At 69.6% G+C, this 15,945-nt stretch carries 15 protein-coding genes; 4 read left to right on the top strand and 11 right to left on the bottom strand.

The annotated features are described in order from the left end of the window. Positions 1-3: 3 nt before the first annotated feature. The 10 genes from CGR01S_RS06145 to rpsB all read right to left on the bottom strand — a co-directional run bounded on the left by CGR01S_RS06145 (position 4) and on the right by rpsB (position 10,167). Positions 4-519, bottom strand: coding sequence for an OmpH/Skp family outer membrane protein (locus tag CGR01S_RS06145; RefSeq protein WP_042423870.1), 516 nt, complete (start codon positions 517-519; stop codon positions 4-6). Continuing rightward, complete coding sequence (gene bamA, locus CGR01S_RS06140; RefSeq protein ID WP_042423868.1) at positions 519-2,816, bottom strand: outer membrane protein assembly factor BamA; 2,298 nt, start codon at positions 2,814-2,816, stop codon at positions 519-521. Before bamA ends, CGR01S_RS06145 begins: the two co-directional genes overlap by 1 nt. A gap of 46 nt (positions 2,817-2,862) precedes the next feature. Next, positions 2,863-4,224, bottom strand: a complete 1,362-nt coding sequence (gene rseP / locus CGR01S_RS06135) for an RIP metalloprotease RseP (protein WP_042423865.1) — start codon at positions 4,222-4,224, stop codon at positions 2,863-2,865. Positions 4,225-4,254: 30 nt separating this feature from the next. Further along, positions 4,255-5,442, bottom strand: coding sequence for a 1-deoxy-D-xylulose-5-phosphate reductoisomerase (gene ispC / locus CGR01S_RS06130; protein WP_042423862.1), 1,188 nt, complete (start codon positions 5,440-5,442; stop codon positions 4,255-4,257). Beyond that, on the bottom strand, positions 5,439-6,281 hold the full coding sequence (locus CGR01S_RS06125) for a phosphatidate cytidylyltransferase (RefSeq protein WP_042423858.1): 843 nt from the start codon (positions 6,279-6,281) through the stop codon (positions 5,439-5,441). Before CGR01S_RS06125 ends, ispC begins: the two co-directional genes overlap by 4 nt. A gap of 8 nt (positions 6,282-6,289) precedes the next feature. Then, positions 6,290-7,003: a polyprenyl diphosphate synthase gene (gene uppS / locus CGR01S_RS06120; RefSeq protein ID WP_042423855.1), complete on the bottom strand. Its 714-nt coding sequence runs from the start codon at positions 7,001-7,003 to the stop codon at positions 6,290-6,292. 26 nt (positions 7,004-7,029) lie between these two features. Continuing rightward, a complete protein-coding gene (gene frr, locus CGR01S_RS06115; protein ID WP_042423852.1) occupies positions 7,030-7,590 on the bottom strand; it encodes a ribosome recycling factor in 561 nt (186 codons plus the stop codon). Between the two features lie 36 nt (positions 7,591-7,626). Continuing rightward, positions 7,627-8,346 (bottom strand): UMP kinase, encoded by a 720-nt coding sequence (gene pyrH, locus CGR01S_RS06110; protein WP_042424600.1) that lies wholly within the window; start codon positions 8,344-8,346, stop codon positions 7,627-7,629. 61 nt (positions 8,347-8,407) lie between these two features. Further along, complete coding sequence (tsf, locus tag CGR01S_RS06105; RefSeq protein WP_042423849.1) at positions 8,408-9,307, bottom strand: translation elongation factor Ts; 900 nt, start codon at positions 9,305-9,307, stop codon at positions 8,408-8,410. A 107-nt stretch (positions 9,308-9,414) separates the two neighbouring features. Then, positions 9,415-10,167, bottom strand: a complete 753-nt coding sequence (rpsB, locus tag CGR01S_RS06100) for a 30S ribosomal protein S2 (RefSeq protein WP_042423846.1) — start codon at positions 10,165-10,167, stop codon at positions 9,415-9,417. Positions 10,168-10,317: 150 nt separating this feature from the next. Between rpsB and CGR01S_RS06095 the strand changes: the two genes are divergently transcribed. The 3 genes from CGR01S_RS06095 to CGR01S_RS06085 are packed head-to-tail and all read left to right on the top strand — an operon-like array spanning position 10,318 to position 14,530. Beyond that, on the top strand, positions 10,318-11,676 hold the full coding sequence (locus tag CGR01S_RS06095) for an amidase (RefSeq protein ID WP_042423844.1): 1,359 nt from the start codon (positions 10,318-10,320) through the stop codon (positions 11,674-11,676). Between the two features lie 49 nt (positions 11,677-11,725). Next, positions 11,726-12,976, top strand: coding sequence for an FAD-dependent oxidoreductase (locus CGR01S_RS06090; RefSeq protein WP_042423839.1), 1,251 nt, complete (start codon positions 11,726-11,728; stop codon positions 12,974-12,976). Positions 12,977-13,015: 39 nt separating this feature from the next. Further along, positions 13,016-14,530, top strand: coding sequence for a bifunctional ADP-dependent NAD(P)H-hydrate dehydratase/NAD(P)H-hydrate epimerase (locus CGR01S_RS06085; protein WP_042423837.1), 1,515 nt, complete (start codon positions 13,016-13,018; stop codon positions 14,528-14,530). A gap of 41 nt (positions 14,531-14,571) precedes the next feature. Here the strand turns inward: CGR01S_RS06085 and CGR01S_RS06080 are convergent, their stop codons facing one another. Next, complete coding sequence (locus tag CGR01S_RS06080) at positions 14,572-14,979, bottom strand: GlcG/HbpS family heme-binding protein (protein WP_042423834.1); 408 nt, start codon at positions 14,977-14,979, stop codon at positions 14,572-14,574. Positions 14,980-15,176: 197 nt separating this feature from the next. Here CGR01S_RS06080 and CGR01S_RS06075 point away from each other — a divergent pair, with 197 nt between their 5' ends. Beyond that, the gene (locus CGR01S_RS06075; RefSeq protein WP_042423831.1) at positions 15,177-15,869 is read left to right on the top strand and encodes a Bax inhibitor-1/YccA family protein; all 693 of its coding nucleotides are present in this window, start codon (positions 15,177-15,179) and stop codon (positions 15,867-15,869) included. The last annotated feature ends 76 nt before the right edge of the window (positions 15,870-15,945 follow it).

Raw genomic sequence — 15,945 nt, 5'->3', positions numbered from 1 at the left:
CGCTTACTTGGACGCGCCATTGAGGGCCTTGATCACCTTGTCGGTGATGTCGTGCTGCGGGTTGATGTACACCGCCTGGTCCACGATGATGTCGTACTTTTCCTGCTCGGCCAGTTGCTTGACGACCTTGTTGATGCGCTCGCCCAGCAGGTTGAGCTCTTCGTTCTTGCGCGCGTTGAGGTCTTCCTGGAACTCGCGGCGCTTGCGCTGGAATTCACGGTCCTGGTCCACGAGCTGGCGCTGGCGGGCCTGGCGCTGGCTCTCGGACAGCGTGGGCGCATCGCGCTCGAACTTGTCGGTGGCGGCCTTGAGCGCATTGCCCTGCTCGGTGATTTCCTTGTCGCGCTTGGCGAATTCCTGTTCCAGCTTGGACTGCGCCGTCTTGGCCGAACTCGATTCGCGGAACACGCGATCGGTGTGGATGAAGCCCGCCTTGAAGGCCTGGGCATAGGCCGGCACGGCCGCGGCAAAACCGCCAAGGACCAGCGCCAGCGCGAGTGAACGGGAGAGGTGTTTCATTAGAAGGACGTTCCAATCTGGAATTGCAATTTCTGGATTCTATCGCCCGGGAACTTGCGCACCGGGTTGGCCCACGCCAGGCGCAGCGGCCCCAGCGGAGAGATCCAGCTCAGACCCAGGCCGACGGAGGCACGCATTTCGTTCATGCGGATTTTCTCGCCGTCGCCATACACATTGCCCACGTCCAGGAAGGTAAAGAGCCGCAGCGTGCGGTCGTTGCCGGCCCCCGGGAACGGGACCATGAGTTCCGTGTTGAAGGTGATTTTCTTGGGGCCGCCCAGTGACGCCCCAGTGACGTCGCGCGGCCCCAGCGTGCCCTGGTCGAAACCGCGCACCGAGCCCAGACCGCCCGAGTAGAAGTTCTTGAAGAAGGGGAACGGACGCCCGTTCATGCCCTTGCCCCAGCCCAGCTCGCCGTTGAAGGCCAGGGTGAACTTCTTGTTCAGCGGTATGTACTGCTGGTACTGGTAGTTGGCGCGCACGTAGCGGGCATCGCCGGCGATGGACCAGTCGGTGTTGAGCCGCTGGTACACGCCGGAGTTGGGCGCCAGCGCGCTGTCGCGCCCGTCGCGCGACCAGCCGATGGTCAGCGGCACGCCCGTATTGCTGCGGCCGTAGCGGTCGGCGTAGGCCAGGTAGGCCGCCGGGATGTTGGTGCCGGACTTGATGCGCGTGGCCTCCAGGTTGCCGCCGAAGAACACGGTGTCGGTCTCGGTGAAGGGCACGCCGAAGCGGATGCCCGCCCCGGTGGTGACGAGCTCGTAGTTGCCGCCCTGGTCGTCGTAGGGCTTGTCGGTGCGGTAGTAGGCGTCGAGCGTGCGCGAGATGCCGTCGCGCGTGAAATACGGGTCGGTGGTGGAGAACACCAGCGTGCGCTTGAACTTGCTGGTGTTCACGTCCACCCCGAGGTAGTTGCCCGAGCCGAAGATGTTCTCCTGCTTGATGGCAAAGGAGAACGAGAGCTTCTCCGCGCTGGAGAAACCGGCTCCGAGCTGCAGCGAGCCCGTGGGCTTTTCCGCCACGTTGACGACCAGGTCGACCTGGTCGGGCGCGCCCGGCACTTCCTGCGTCTCGACGCTGACCTCGGTGAAGAAGCCCAGCCGGTCCACGCGGTCGCGCGAGAGGCGGATCTTCTCGCCGTCGTACCACGAGGCCTCGAACTGGCGGAACTCGCGCCGGATCACTTCGTCGCGCGTGCGGTTGTTGCCCGCCACCTGGATGCGGCGCACATAGGCGCGGCGCACCGGGTCGGCCTGCAGCACCAGGGCCACGCGGTTGTGTTCGCGGTCGATCTCGGGCACGGCCTCGATGCGCGCGAAGGCAAAGCCGAAGTTGCCGAAATGCTCGGCAAAGGCCTTGGTGGTCTCGGCCACCTGGTCGGCGTTGTACGGCTCGCCGGGGCGGATGGTGACCAGCGACTTGAACTCGTCCTCGCGCTCCAGGAAGTTGCCTTCGAGCTTGACGCCCGAGACGACGAAGCGCTCGCCCTCGGTCACGTTGACGGTGATGGAGATGTCCTGCTTGTCCGGCGAGATGGCGACCTGGGTGGAATCGACGCGGAACTCCAGATAGCCGCGCTGCAGGTAGTACGAGCGCAGGGTTTCGAGGTCGGCGTTGAGCTTGGAGCGCGCATAGCGGTCGCTCTTGGTGTACCAGCTCAGCCAGCCGCCCGTGTCCTGGTCGAACAGGCCCTTGAGGGTGGATTCGCTGAAAGCCTTGTTGCCGACGATGCGGATGTCCTTGATGCGCGCCGTCTCGCCCTCGGTGATGGTGAAGGTGAGGTTCACCCGGTTGCGCTCGATGGGCGTGACGGTGGTGACGACCTCGGCGCCGTAGAAGCTCTTGTTGATGTACTGGCGCTTGAGCTCCTGCTCGGCCCGGTCGGTCAGCGCCTTGTCGTAGGGGCGGCCATCGGTCAGGCCGATGTCGCGCATGGCCTTCTTGAGCACGTCCTTGTCGAACTCGCGCGCACCGGCGAAGTCCACGTCGGCGATGGTCGGGCGCTCCTCGACGACGACCACGAGCACGCCGCCCACGGCCTCCAGGCGCACGTCCTTGAACAGGCCCAGGGCAAACAGCGCGCGGATCGCGGCAGCACCCTTCTCGTCGTTGTATTCGTCGCCCACGCGCAAGGGAATGGACGCGAACACCGTTCCGGGTTCGACGCGCTGCAGGCCTTCCACGCGGATGTCCTGGACCTGAAAGGGGTCGAGCGCCCAGGCCGCCTGGGCGGCAAAGACCATGGCTGCAACGGCCGTCACGGTGCGCGCACCGAAGCGATGGAGTTGTTTTTTCATGAATGAAACCGGTGCGGCGCCCGCACGGCGGCGGGCAGCGGATAGGTTAGCCAAATAGCCGGGAGAGATCGTTGAACAGTGCGATGGACATCATCAGGAGCAGCACGGCGACGCCACCGCGCTGCAGGCGCTCCATCCAGGCGTCCGAGATGCTCCTGCCCGTCACACCCTCCCAAAGATAATACAACAGGTGCCCGCCATCGAGGACGGGCAGCGGCAGCAGGTTGAGCACCCCCAGGCTCACGCTGATGAGCGCCAGAAAGCCCAGGTATTGCACCAGGCCCAGGCTGGCCGAGCGCCCCGCGTAGTCGGCAATGGTGAGCGGGCCGCTGATGTTCTTGAGCGACGCCTCGCCGATGAGCATGCGCCCCATCATGGTGAGCGTGAGCGTGGAGACCTCCCAGGTGCGCTGCGCGCCCTTGGTCAGGCCCTCCCACGGCCCGTACTGCACGGTGGCGAACTGCGGGCGCGCGCCGACGTAGGCGCCAATGCGCCCCACGGTCTCGCCCTGGTCCTGCTGCAGCTCGGGCAGCACGTCGAGCGTGAGCACGCGCCCCGCGCGCTCGATGCGCCAGCTCTGCGCCAGCGCCTGGCCGCCCTGCACCGAGCCGCGGATCAGTGCGCGCAGGTGCTGGCCGTCGCCCACCTCCACGGTGCCGATGCGCAGCACCACGTCGCCGGGCTGCAGCCCCGCGCGGGCCGCGGCGCCATCGGGCATGAGTTCGCCGATCACGGGCTGCGTCCAGGGCCCGGTGATGCCGATGCGCTGCAGCAGCCGGCTGTCGGCGTCGCGCACATCGACCTCCTGCAGCGGCAGCAGCACGCTGCGCGCGGCAGCGCCCGGCGCGGGCTCGACCGTCAGGCGCACCGCCTGCGATTCAAGCGCGCCGCGCGCCAGCAGCCAGCGCAACTCCTCGAAGGAGCGCACGGGCACTTCGTCTTCGTTGCCCAGGGCGGCGCTGCGCACGAGTTCGCCCCCCTGCAGGCCGGCCTGCTGCGCCACCGAGCCCGGCACGGGCCGCGCCAGGTAGGCCATGGGTTCCTGCACGCCCAGCCAGTTGACGAGCGCATACAGCAGCACCGCCAGCACCAGATTGGCCACCGGCCCAGCGGCCACGATGAGCGCGCGCGACCGCAGGGGCTGCGTATTGAAGGCACGGTGGCGCTCTGCCGGCGGCACCGGGGCCTCGCGCTCGTCGAGCATGCGCACGTAGCCGCCCAGCGGAAAGGCCCCGAGCACGAATTCGGTGGGCGAGCCCTGCGGCTGCCAGCGCAGCAGGGGTTTGCCAAAACCCACCGAGAAGCGCAGCACCTTGACGCCGCAGGCCACGGCCACGCGGTAGTGGCCGTACTCATGCACCGCAATGAGCACGCCCAGGGCAACGAAAAAGGCAACCAGAGTGAGCATGCGCGTTCCTGTGGCTGAAAAAGGCGGCGCTCAGGCCAGTTGCTGCGCGATCTGCTGCGCGAGGCGGCGCGCCTGCTGGTCCAGCGCCAGCAGGTCACCGAGCGATGCGGGCTTGGAGACCTGGATCCGGGACAAAGTTTCCAGGTTCAGCGCGTGGATCTGGTCGAAGCGTATGCACCCGTCGAGGAACTGCGCCACCGCCACCTCGTTGGCCGCATTGAGCACGGCCGTGGTGCCGGCGGGCGCCTCCAGCGCCTCCCAGGCCAGGCGCAGGCCGGGAAAGCGCTCGGGGTGGCCATGGCTGTCGATGGCCTCGAAGGTCATGGCGCCCAGGGCGTGGAAGTCCAGCGCCGCGGCGCCCGACTCCACGCGCTCGGGCCAGGCCAGGCCGTAGGCGATGGGCACGCGCATGTCGGGCGTGCCCAGTTGCGCCACCACCGAGGTGTCGGTGTACTGCACCATGGAGTGGATGATGCTCTGCGGGTGGATCACCACGTCGAGCTGGCGCGGCGCCAGGCCAAACAGGTAGCGCGCCTCGATGACCTCCAGCGCCTTGTTCATCATGGTGGCCGAATCGACCGAGATCTTGCGCCCCATGACCCAGTTGGGGTGGGCGCAGGCCTCTTGCGGCGTGACCGCGCGCAGCGAGCGCGGATCGCGCTGGCGAAACGGCCCGCCCGATGCCGTGAGGATGATCTTGTGCACGCGCCGCTGCCAGGTGGCCGGGTCTTCGGGCAGGGACTGGAAGATGGCCGAATGCTCGCTGTCGATGGGCAGCAGCGTGGCACCGCCCGCGCGCACGGCCTGCAGGAAGACGTCGCCGCCCACCACCAGCGCCTCCTTGTTGGCCAGCAGCAGGCGCTTGCCCGCGCGCGCCGCCGCCAGGCAGGGAGCCAGCCCGGCCGCGCCCACGATGGCCGCCATAACGGTATCGGTGTCCGGATGGGATGCTATTGTTTCAATAGCTTCTGGCGCTTGCAGTACCTGCGTTGCCAGCCCATTTTGCTTGCATTGTTCCGCGAGCAGGCGCGCATGGGCCGGGCTGGCCATGACGGCGTAGCGCGGCGCAAAGCGCACACACTGCGCCAGCAGCGCATCGACCTGTGTGGCCGCGCTCAGGGCGAAGACCTCGAAGCGGTCGGGGTGGCGCGCCACCACGTCCAGGGTGTTCGTGCCGATGGAGCCGGTGGACCCCAGCACCGTGATGCGTTGTTTCATGGGGTGAGCAGCGTGGTGACCATCAGGGCCAGCGGCAGGGTGGGCAGCAGCGCATCGACGCGGTCGAGCACGCCGCCGTGGCCGGGCAGCAACTGGCTGCTGTCCTTGACGCCTGCGCTGCGCTTGATGAGCGACTCGACCAGGTCGCCCGCGACGCTCATGGCCGTCATGCCCAGCACCACGGCAAGCAGCAGCCCCCAGCCGCCGCCCGCCACGCGCGTGTAGAAGCTCGGCTGCAGCGCCTGGCCCTGGGCATCGGCCAGCACCCAGCCCCCGGCGAGCAGCAGCACGCCGGCCACACCGCCCCAGACGCCTTCCCAGCTCTTGCCCGGGCTGATGGCCGGCGCCAGCTTGCGGCGGCCGAAGCGCCGGCCGGCAAAGTAGGCGGCGATGTCGGCCATCCAGACCAGGCACATCACCGACAGCAGAAAATTGACGCCCAGTGCACGCGCCTGCACCACGGCCAGCCAGGCCAGCCACAGCGCGGCAATGCCTGCTGCGAGCCGCAGCGGCGCAGGAATGCGCGGCCAGCCCGGCACCCCGGCATGCAGCAGCCAGGCGCTGCCCAGCACCCAGAAGGCGCCGCCCGCCAGCCACAGGCCGCCCAGCGGGCGCTGCGCCAGGCCCAGCGCCCAGGAGGCCGCGCACAAGCCCAGGCAGACGGCGCCGACGAGCACCGAACCCAGCGCGCCGCAGCCGTTCAAGCGGCCCCACTCCCAGGCCGCGGCCGCCATGAGCACCAGCACCACCGCCGTGAACGGGCCGGGCGCAGGGTAGAACAAGGCGGGCAGCAGAATGGCCAGCAGGACCAGGGCAGTGAGGATGCGCTGCTTGAGCATGGGGGCTTTCAGGCGCAGGCCTGTACCTGTTCCGAGGTCTGGCCGAAACGCCGCTCGCGCGCATGGTAGGCGGCGAGGGCCTCGTCCAGGGCGGCCTCGTCGAAGTCGGGCCACAGGCGCTCGCTGAAATAGAGTTCGGCGTAGGCGGCCTGCCAGAGCAGGAAGTTGCTCAGGCGCATCTCGCCACCGGTGCGGATCAGCAGATCGGGGTCGGGCACATGGGCCAGCGCCAGGGCGCGGTCCAGGCTCTCCTCGGTGATGGGCACGCCGCGCGCGGCAAGCTGCGCCGCGGCCTGGGCGATGTCCCAGCGCCCGCCGTAGTTGAAGCACACATTGAGCACGAGGCGGGTGTTGTGCGCCGTCTGGCTCTGCGCCAGCTCCAGGCCCGCACGCACCTTGTCCGACAGGCCCGCACGCGCGCCGACGAAATGCAGGCGCACGCCTTCCTGGCTCAGTTGCGGCACTTCGCGCGTGAGCGCCTTGGCCAGCAGCTCCATCAGGCCCGAGACCTCCTCGGCCGGGCGGTTCCAGTTCTCGGACGAGAAGGCAAAGACCGTGAGCACGCCGATGCCGCGCTGCGCACAGGCGCGCACGCAGCGGCGCAGCGACTCCACGCCCTGCTTGTGGCCCGCCAGGCGCGGCAGGAAACGGCGCTGCGCCCAGCGGCCATTGCCGTCCATGACGATGGCCACATGGCGGGGTGGCACCGGAGGGGCGGCCATGGATGCGGTACGGAGCATGGCGGCCTTCAGACCGCCATGATCTCCTGCTCCTTGGCGGTCACCAGGGCGTCGATCTCGGCGATGTGCTTGTCGGTGACCTTCTGGATGTCGGCCTCGGCGCGCTTCTGGTCGTCCTCGGAGGCGAGCTTGTCCTTGACCATCTTCTTGACCGCCTCGTTGGCGTCGCGGCGCAGGTTGCGCACGGCGACCTTGGCGGCCTCGCCCTCGTTGCGCACGATCTTGGTCATCTCGCGGCGACGCTCCTCGCTCATGGCCGGCAGCGGCACGCGGATGAGGTCGCCCATGCTCGCGGGGTTCAGGCCCAGGTCGCTCTCGCGGATGGCCTTCTCGACCTTGGCGCCCATGTTCTTTTCCCAGGGCTGCACGCTCAGCGTGCGCGCATCGAGCACGGAGACGTTGGCCACCTGCGACAGCGGCACCATGGAGCCGTAGTACTCCACCTGCACGGTGTCGAGCAGCGCCGCATTGGCACGGCCAGTGCGGATCTTGACCAACTGGTTCTTGAAGGCGGCGATGGACTGGTCCATCTTCGCTTCGGCGTTCTTCTTGGTGTCGGCAATCGACATGTTGACTCCTCTGGCAGACGGGGAACAGTGACCGTGTCAGGCGTAGACCAGGGTGCCCTCGTCCTCGCCCATGACCACGCGCCTGAGCGCGCCGGGTTTGAAGATCGAGAACACCTTCACGGGCAGCTTCTGGTCGCGGCACAGCGCAAAGGCCGTGGCATCCATGATGCCCAGGTTGCGCACCATGGCCTCGTCGAAACTGAGCTTGGCGTAGCGCGTGGCCGTGGGGTCCTTGTGCGGGTCGGCAGTGTAGACGCCATCGACCTTGGTGGCCTTGAGCACGAGCTCCGCGCCGATCTCGGCACCGCGCAGCGCAGCGGCCGTATCGGTGGTGAAGAACGGATTGCCCGTGCCCGCAGCGAACACCACGACCTTGCCCTCCTCGAGGTACTGCAGGGCCTTGGGACGCACATAGGGCTCGACGACCTGTTCGATCGAGATCGCGGACATGACGCGCGCCGTCAACCCCTGCTTGTCCATGGCATCGGCCAGGGCCAGGGCGTTCATCACGGTGGCGAGCATGCCCATGTAGTCGGCCGTGGCCCGGTCCATGCCTTCGGCACCGCCGGCCACGCCACGGAAGATGTTGCCCCCGCCGATCACCACCGCCACCTCCACCCCCATGCGCGTGACTTCGACGACCTCCTGCACCATGCGCACGATGGTGGCGCGGTTGATGCCGAAGGCGTCGTCGCCCATGAGCGCCTCGCCCGACAGCTTGAGCAGGATGCGCTTGTAGGCTGGGGTGGCGGTCATGGCAGGCTCCATAGTGTGAACAAATGACGGGGGAAATGCGGCGGCGGCGGTGCGGGAAGGATCAGGCGGCAGCGCCCTTGGCGGCGGCCACCTGGGCGGCCACTTCGGCGGCGAAGTCGTCCTGCTTCTTCTCGATGCCCTCGCCCACCACGTACAGGGTGAAGGCCTTGACGGTGGTGCCGCGCTCCTTGAGCATCTGGCCCACGGTCTGCTTGCCGTCGGCGGCCTTCACGAAGACCTGGTCGGCGAGCGACACTTCCTTGAGGTATTTTTGCACCGAGCCTTCGACCATCTTGGCGACGATGTCGGCGGGCTTGCCCGACTCGGCGGCCTTGGCCGTGGCGACGGAGCGCTCCTTCTCGATCAGCTCGGCGGGCACCTCGCTGCTGGTCAGGGCCACGGGCTTCATGGCGGCCACGTGCATGGCCACGTCCTTGGCGGCAGCGGCGTCGCCGTCGAATTCCACCACCACGCCGATGCGCGTGCCGTGCAGGTAGGAGGCCAGGTTGGCGCCGCTGAAGCGCTTGAAGCGGCGGAACGACATGTTCTCGCCGATCTTGCCGATCAGGCCCTTGCGCACGTCTTCCAGCGTGGGGCCGAAGCTGTCCTGCGCGTAGGGGAGCTGGCCCAGCGCCTCGATGGTGGCCGGGTTGTGCTTGACCACGAGTTCGGCCGCGGCCTTGGCCATGGCGATGAAGCTGTCGTTCTTGCTCACGAAGTCGGTCTCGCTGTTGACTTCGATCAGCGCGCCGTTCGTGCCGTCGATGAAGCTGGCGACCACGCCTTCGGCCGTCACGCGGGCGGCGGCCTTGCCGGCCTTGGTGCCGAGCTTGACGCGCAGCAGCTCTTCGGCCTTGGCCATGTCGCCATCGGCCTCGGTCAGGGCCTTCTTGCACTCCATCATGGGGGCGTCGGTCTTGGCGCGCAGTTCAGCCACCATGCTTGCGGTAATTGCAGCCATTGTCGTTTCTCCGTATTCAGTTCAGTTGCAGATGTTCGGGATAAAAAAAGGGGGCCGATCGAGCCCCGCTTTTCTTGCGCGACGGATCGCGAGGCCTGGTGTCTTCGTCAGGCGGCGGACTCTTGCACTTCGACGAATTCGTCGGTGCCTTCGCCGGCGGCAGCGCGGACCACTTCGGCCACGGCGTTGTTGCGGCCTTCGACGATGGCGTCGGCGATGGTACGCACGTACAGCTCGACCGCCTTGGCCGAGTCATCGTTGCCGGGGATCACGTAGTCGATGCCTTCGGGCGAGTGGTTGGAGTCCACCACGCCGATCAGCGGGATGCCCAGCTTGCGCGCCTCGGCAATGGCGATCTTGTGGAAGCCCACGTCCACGACGAAGATGGCGTCGGGCAGGGCGTTCATGTCCTGGATGCCGCCGATGTCCTTTTCGAGCTTCTCGATCTCGCGCACGAACATGAGCTGCTCTTTCTTGCTCATGGCGTCCAGGCCGGCTTCCTGCTGGGCCTTCATGTCCTTGAGGCGCTTGATCGAGCTCTTGACCGTCTTGAAGTTGGTCAGCATGCCGCCCAGCCAGCGCTGGTTGACGAAGGGCACACCGGCGCGCTGCGCCTCGGCGGCGACGATGTCGCGTGCCTGGCGCTTGGTACCGACGATGAGGATGGTGCCGCGGTTGGCCGACAGTTGCTGGGCAAACTTGGCAGCGCCCTGGAGCATCGGGAGCGACTTCTCCAGGTTGATGATGTGGATCTTGTTGCGATGGCCGAAGATGTAGGGGGCCATCTTGGGGTTCCAGAAGCGGGTCTGGTGGCCAAAATGGACACCGGCTTCCAGCATTTCGCGCATGGTAACTGCCATGAGAATTCTCCGAAGGTTGGGTCTAAAATCCAGCCCCACCATTGCGCCGCTGCTTGGCTGACGGCGCAACACCTTGTTTGGACTGGTTTGCTATTTATTTCGCCGGGGGAAAATTGACTCCCGGCAAAACCTGTGGATTCTAGCATAGGCATGGCCCAAGACCTCGACACCACCCGGCGCATGCTGCTTGCAGGCCAGACCAGCGCCCCCCTGGAGATGGAGCGCGCCATCGCCGCGGCCCAGGCACCTGCCTGCCGGCACGCCTTCACCCGCACGCTGTTCGACGAGGCGCGCGCGCGCGCTGCCGACCCCGCCGCCGCGCGCCTGCCGCTGGCGGGCCTGGCAGTGTCGGTCAAGGACTTGTTCGACATCGCCGGCCAGCCCACGCCGGCCGGCTCCGTGGTGCTGGCCGATGCGCCGCCCGCCGCTGCCGACGCCCCGGCCGTGGCGCGCCTGCGCACCGCGGGCGCGGCCTTCATCGCGCGCACCAACATGACCGAGTTCGCCTTCTCCGGCGTGGGCGTGAACCCGCACTACGGCACGCCGGCCGCGCATGACGCGCGCTTTGGCGCGCTGCAGGGTCCGGTGCGCGTGCCGGGCGGCTCGTCCTCGGGCGCAGCCGTGTCCGTCGCTGCGGGCGCCGCCTTCGTGGGCCTGGGCTCGGACACGGGCGGCTCCATCCGCATCCCCGCGGCGCTCAACGGCATCGTCGGCTTCAAGAGCACCGCCCGGCTGGTGCCCACGGCCGGCGCGGTGCCGCTGTCGCACACGCTGGACACCGCCTGCGCCATGACGCGCAGCGTGCGCGACGCCCTGCTGGTGCACCAGATCCTCGCCGCGCGCACCGTCACGCGCAGCAGCGCCCCGCTCTCGTGCTACCGGCTGGCCGTGCCGCGCACCGTATTCCTGGACGCGCTGGACGCCCCGGTGGCGCGCGCCTTCGAGCGCAGCCTGCAGGTGCTGGCGCGCGCGGGCGCGTGCATCGCCGAGATCGACCTGCCCCCGATGCACGAGCAGCCCGCCTACGGCTTTTCCGCCCCCGAGAGCTACGCCTGGCACCGCCACCTGCTCGCCCGGGACGGCGCGCGCTACGACCCGCGCGTGCGCACCCGCATCGAGAAGGGCGCCGCGCTCCTGGCCTGGGAATACCTGGCGCTGGTGCACGAGCGCCAGGCCTGGATCGCGCGCATGCAGGCCTGCCTGGCGGGCTTTGACGCCCTGCTCTCGCCCACCGTCCCCATACTGGCCCCCGCATGGGAGCAGGTGGCCCCGGCCGACGGCCAGGACGCTGCCCGCGATGCCGCGCGCGACGCCGAGTTCTTCCGTGTCAACACGCTGCTGCTGCGCAATACCAGCGCCGTCAACCTGCTCGATGGCTGCGCCCTGTCGCTGCCCTGCCACCTCCAGGGCGAATTGCCCGTGGGCCTGATGGTCTGGCACGCTGCGCTGCACGACGACAGCGTGCTCAACATCGGCCTGCAGATCGAACAAGCACTACAAAAACAATAGCTGCCAGCGCTCTCCCCATGGGCGCTATAGGCCAAAATCACCCGTATTCATGAACATTGCCATCGTGGGCGCCGGCATTGCCGGCGTCGCCACCGCCTATGAGCTGGCCGCCGATGGCCACGCCGTCACCGTCTTCGAACAGCGCAACGCCACCGCCGAGGAAGCCAGTTTTGCCCCCGGCGGCCTGCTGGCGCCCGCGGGCCTGGACCCCTGGGCCCTGCCCGGTGCCTGGGGCAACGCAGGCTGGTGGGGCCGCCAGGCACCGCTGCGCCTGGGCCGCGCCGTCACGCTCAACGAGCTGTCCTGGTTGCGCCGCTGGCGCCGCAACGCACGCGCCGCCCAGCGCGCCGCCACGGCGCCCGCCGCCTGGGCCGAGCTGCTGCAGTGGGCGCGCTACAGCCAGGCCTGCCTGCTCGAACGCACCCGGCAACTGGACCTGGCCTTCGAGCACGGCACGGGCGCCCTGGTCCTGCTGCGCAGCGCCCGCGACGCCGCGGCCGGGGCGCGCTTGCTGCGCGCCCTGCGCGAGAGCGGCCACACCGTGCACGAGGTGGACGCCGACGCGGCACGCCGCATCGAGCCCGGCCTGGCACCCGACCTGCCCCTGGCCGCGGCCTGGCACCTGCCCGACGGCATGACCGGCAATTGCCGCCAGTTCGCCCTGCTGCTGCGCCAGGCCGCGCAGCGCCACGGCGCACAGTTCGAATTCGGCGCCAGCATTGCGCAGGTGCAGGCCCACCCGCCGGGCGTGCAGGTGCAGGGCGAGGCCGCGGTGCGCCGCTTCGACGCCGTGGTGCTGTGCACGGGCGCCGCGGCAGCGACTCTGCTGCGTCCCCTGGGCCTGCGCCTGCCGCTGGTGGCGCTGCAGGGCTGCACCATCAGCGCGCCGCTGCGCGAGGCGCTGCACGGACCGCAGGGCGTGGTGAGCGACGCCGCCAGCGGCACCAGCATCGCGCGCCTGGGCCAGCGCGTGCGCATCGCCGGCGGGGCCGAGCTCGGGTGCGGCGCAGCCGCCCACCCGCAGACGCTGCACACGCTCTGGCGCGTGCTCAGCGAATGCTTTCCCGGGGCCATCTCGCACTCTGCCGGCGTGCAGGTGTGGCGCGGCGCGCGGCCCATGCTGCCCGACGGGCCACCCGCCGTGGGCGCCAGCGGCGTGCCGGGCCTGTGGCTCAACCTGGGGCACGGCGCCAGCGGCTGGGCCCTGGCGTGCGGCAGCGCCCGCGCGCTGGCCGACCGGATCGCCGGGCGCACGCCCGCGCTGCCCATGCAGGCCCTGGAGCCGGCGCGCCTGGCCTGACGCACAATGGGTGCCAGGCCCCGCTCCTGCACCCGCACCATGCACCGCATCCACCACGACCGCCCCTGGCCGCTGCACGGCAGCGCGGCCACGCGCCGCATCGAACAGGCCGCTGCCGCCACCCTGCCCGCGCACACGCTGATGCAGCGCGCCGGGCTGGCCGTGGCGCAACTGGCGCGCGCCCTGGCGCCGCATGCGCGCCGCGTGTGGATCGCCTGCGGGCCGGGCAACAACGGCGGCGACGGCCTGGAGGCCGCCCTACACCTGCACCGCCACGGCGTGCCCGTGGCCGTGACCTGGCTGGGCACGCCCGAGAGCGCACCACCAGACGCGCGCCACTCCTGGCAGCGCGCGCAGCAGGCGGGCGTACCGTTCGTCTCCGGGCCCCCGCAGGGCCTGGGGCCGCAGGACCTGTGCATAGACGCCCTGCTGGGCATAGGCCTGGCCCCCGGGGACCAGCGCCCCGCGCCGCCCGCGCGCCTGCGGGCGCTGCTGCAGGCGCTGCACCAGACCCCGGCCGCCGTGCTCTGCGTGGACCTGCCCTCGGGCCTGCAGGCCGACACCGGGCAATACGCCGCGGGCTTTGCGCCCGGCCCCGGCAGCCCCCCGGCCGGGGCGCGCCATACGCTGAGCCTGCTGACGCTCAAGCCCGGGCTGTTCACCGGCGCCGGACGCGATGCCGCCGGCACCGTCTGGTGGCACGGCCTGGGCAGCGAGGACGCCAGCACCGCCCCCACGGCCTGGCTGGCCGGCGCGCCGGCCACAGCGCCGCGCCCGCACGCCAGCCACAAGGGCAGCTATGGCGACGTGGCCGTGATCGGCGGCGAGGCGCTGGCCGAACGCGGCCTGGGCATGGCCGGCGCCGCCCTGCTCGCGGCGCGCGCGGCGCTGCACCAGGGCGCGGGGCGCGTACTGGTGGCGCTGCTGGGGCAGACGGCCCTGGAGATCGACCCGCAGCAGCCCGAGCTCATGCTGCGCCGCGTGGAAGCGCTGGCGCTGGCGGATCTGACCGTGGTCTGCGGCTGCGGCGGCGGCGCGGCCGTGCGCAGCGTGCTGCCCGGCGTGCTGGCGGCGGCGCCGCGCCTGGTGCTCGATGCCGACGCACTCAACGCCATGGCGCGCATGCCCGCACTCGCCCAGGCGCTGGCCCAGCGTGCACCGCGCGGCCAGGCGACCGTGCTCACGCCGCACCCGCTGGAGGCGGCGCGCCTGCTCGGCGTGGACAGCAGCGCGGTGCAGGCCGACCGCCTGGGCGCCGCCCAGGCCCTGGCCGGGCGCACGGGCTGCGTGGTGCTGCTCAAGGGTTCGGGCAGTGTGGTGGCGGCGCCGCAGGGCACGCCCGTCATCAACCCCACGGGCAACGCCCGCCTGGCCACGGCGGGCACGGGCGACGTGCTGGCTGGCATGGTGGGCGCGCAGCTGGCTGCCGGCCAGGCGCCAGAGCAGGCCGCGGTGCACGCGGCCTTTCTGCACGGCCTGGCGGCGGAGCAGGCGCCGGGCCAGGGCCCGCTGCTTGCGGGCCGCCTGGCCGAATATGGATCAAAAGGCCTCTAAGGCTGATACAGCAAGCGCAAACAGCTATATCTTCAATAGCATCAAAGCCCCAGCGCGGCAATGCCGGCGCGTGCGATCTGCGCATCCTCGCTGGCCTTGACGCCGCTGACGCCCACGGCGCCCAGGCATGCGCCCTGGTGCATGATGGGCACGCCGCCTTCGAGCATGCCAGCGACGCCCGGCGCACTCAGAAAGGCCGTGCGCCCGCCGTTGATCATGTCCTCATGGACCTTGCTCTCGCGCTGCGCCAGCGCGGCGGTGTGCGCCTTGGCGGGCGCGACATGGGCCGACAGCGGCGCGGCGCCATCGAGACGCTGCAGCCACAGCAGGTGGCCGCCGGCGTCGGTGATGGCGATGGTCACGGCCCAGTGGTTCTTCAGGGCTTCCGCCTCGGCGGCGGCGGCAATCTTCTTGATATCGGCGAGTTCGAGGGTGTTGTGGGTCTTCATGGTCGATGGGCCTCGTGGGCCGGCAAGGAATGGATGGGCCAGCAGGATAGCGCGCGGCCTCGCCGGCGTCACCCGCACGCCGGGCAAAAGATCCCTGACCGAAAACCGGGTATTGGACGCCGGCATTGCAATGCCGGCGCGCACCCCCATCTAGAATGCCTGCGTCTGCATGGTGCAGGCCCTACAGGAGCGCCACGATGAACGACCGTATCACCACCCTCCCCTCTGCCGGCTATGGCCTGGCGCAGGAGCAGCGCCACAAGGTGCTGCGCAATACCTACTGGCTGCTGGCGCTGAGCCTGCTGCCCACCGTGCTGGGCGCGTGGCTGGGCGTGTCCACGGGCATCACGCGCGCGCTGGGCGGCGGCCTGGGGCTGGTCGTCTTCCTGGGCGGCGCCTTCGGCTTCATGTTCGCCATCGAGAAGACCAAGCACTCGGCCGCGGGTGTGGGCGTGCTGCTGGGCTTTACCTTCTTCATGGGGCTCATGCTCTCGCGCCTGATCGCCATGGTGCTGGGCTTCAAGAATGGCACCGACCTGGTGATGACGGCCTTCGCGGGCACCGCCGGCGTGTTCTTCGTCATGGCCAGCCTGGCCAGCGTGATCAAGCGCGACCTCTCGGGCCTGGGCCAGTGGCTGTTCGTGGGCGCGCTGGTGCTCATGGCGGGCGCCATCATCAACGTGTTCGTCGGCTCGTCGGCCGGCATGGTGGCGCTGTCGGTGGCCGCCATCGCCATCTTCAGCGCCTACATGCTGTACGACCTCAAGCGCATCATCGACGGCGGCGAGACCAACTACATCAGCGCCACGCTGGCCCTGTACCTGGACTTGTTCAACGTCTTCCAGAGCCTGCTGGCGCTGCTGGGCATCATGGGCGGCGAGAGCGACTGAAGCCCGCGCCCCGCGCTCTGCCTCCAGGGCCCCGCCAGGGGCCCTTTTTCATGGGCAGGCACGGGCAGGCTCAATC

Source organism: Comamonas granuli NBRC 101663, from assembly GCF_000739995.1.
GTDB classification, from domain to species: domain Bacteria; phylum Pseudomonadota; class Gammaproteobacteria; order Burkholderiales; family Burkholderiaceae_C; genus Simplicispira; species Simplicispira granuli.
This window is presented reverse-complemented; position numbering and strand designations above follow the sequence as displayed.

What these genes read in the sequence shown, in the direction of transcription:
- CGR01S_RS06145 (WP_042423870.1), bottom strand. Translation starts at nt 519, where the DNA reads ATGAAACACCTCTCCCGTTCACTCGCGCTGGCGCTGGTCCTTGGCGGT.
- bamA (WP_042423868.1), bottom strand. Translation starts at nt 2,816, where the DNA reads ATGAAAAAACAACTCCATCGCTTCGGTGCGCGCACCGTGACGGCCGTT.
- rseP (WP_042423865.1), bottom strand. Translation starts at nt 4,224, where the DNA reads ATGCTCACTCTGGTTGCCTTTTTCGTTGCCCTGGGCGTGCTCATTGCG.
- ispC (WP_042423862.1), bottom strand. Translation starts at nt 5,442, where the DNA reads ATGAAACAACGCATCACGGTGCTGGGGTCCACCGGCTCCATCGGCACG.
- CGR01S_RS06125 (WP_042423858.1), bottom strand. Translation starts at nt 6,281, where the DNA reads ATGCTCAAGCAGCGCATCCTCACTGCCCTGGTCCTGCTGGCCATTCTG.
- uppS (WP_042423855.1), bottom strand. Translation starts at nt 7,003, where the DNA reads ATGGCCGCCCCTCCGGTGCCACCCCGCCATGTGGCCATCGTCATGGAC.
- frr (WP_042423852.1), bottom strand. Translation starts at nt 7,590, where the DNA reads ATGTCGATTGCCGACACCAAGAAGAACGCCGAAGCGAAGATGGACCAG.
- pyrH (WP_042424600.1), bottom strand. Translation starts at nt 8,346, where the DNA reads ATGACCGCCACCCCAGCCTACAAGCGCATCCTGCTCAAGCTGTCGGGC.
- tsf (WP_042423849.1), bottom strand. Translation starts at nt 9,307, where the DNA reads ATGGCTGCAATTACCGCAAGCATGGTGGCTGAACTGCGCGCCAAGACC.
- rpsB (WP_042423846.1), bottom strand. Translation starts at nt 10,167, where the DNA reads ATGGCAGTTACCATGCGCGAAATGCTGGAAGCCGGTGTCCATTTTGGC.
- CGR01S_RS06095 (WP_042423844.1), top strand. Translation starts at nt 10,318, where the DNA reads ATGGCCCAAGACCTCGACACCACCCGGCGCATGCTGCTTGCAGGCCAG.
- CGR01S_RS06090 (WP_042423839.1), top strand. Translation starts at nt 11,726, where the DNA reads ATGAACATTGCCATCGTGGGCGCCGGCATTGCCGGCGTCGCCACCGCC.
- CGR01S_RS06085 (WP_042423837.1), top strand. Translation starts at nt 13,016, where the DNA reads ATGCACCGCATCCACCACGACCGCCCCTGGCCGCTGCACGGCAGCGCG.
- CGR01S_RS06080 (WP_042423834.1), bottom strand. Translation starts at nt 14,979, where the DNA reads ATGAAGACCCACAACACCCTCGAACTCGCCGATATCAAGAAGATTGCC.
- CGR01S_RS06075 (WP_042423831.1), top strand. Translation starts at nt 15,177, where the DNA reads ATGAACGACCGTATCACCACCCTCCCCTCTGCCGGCTATGGCCTGGCG.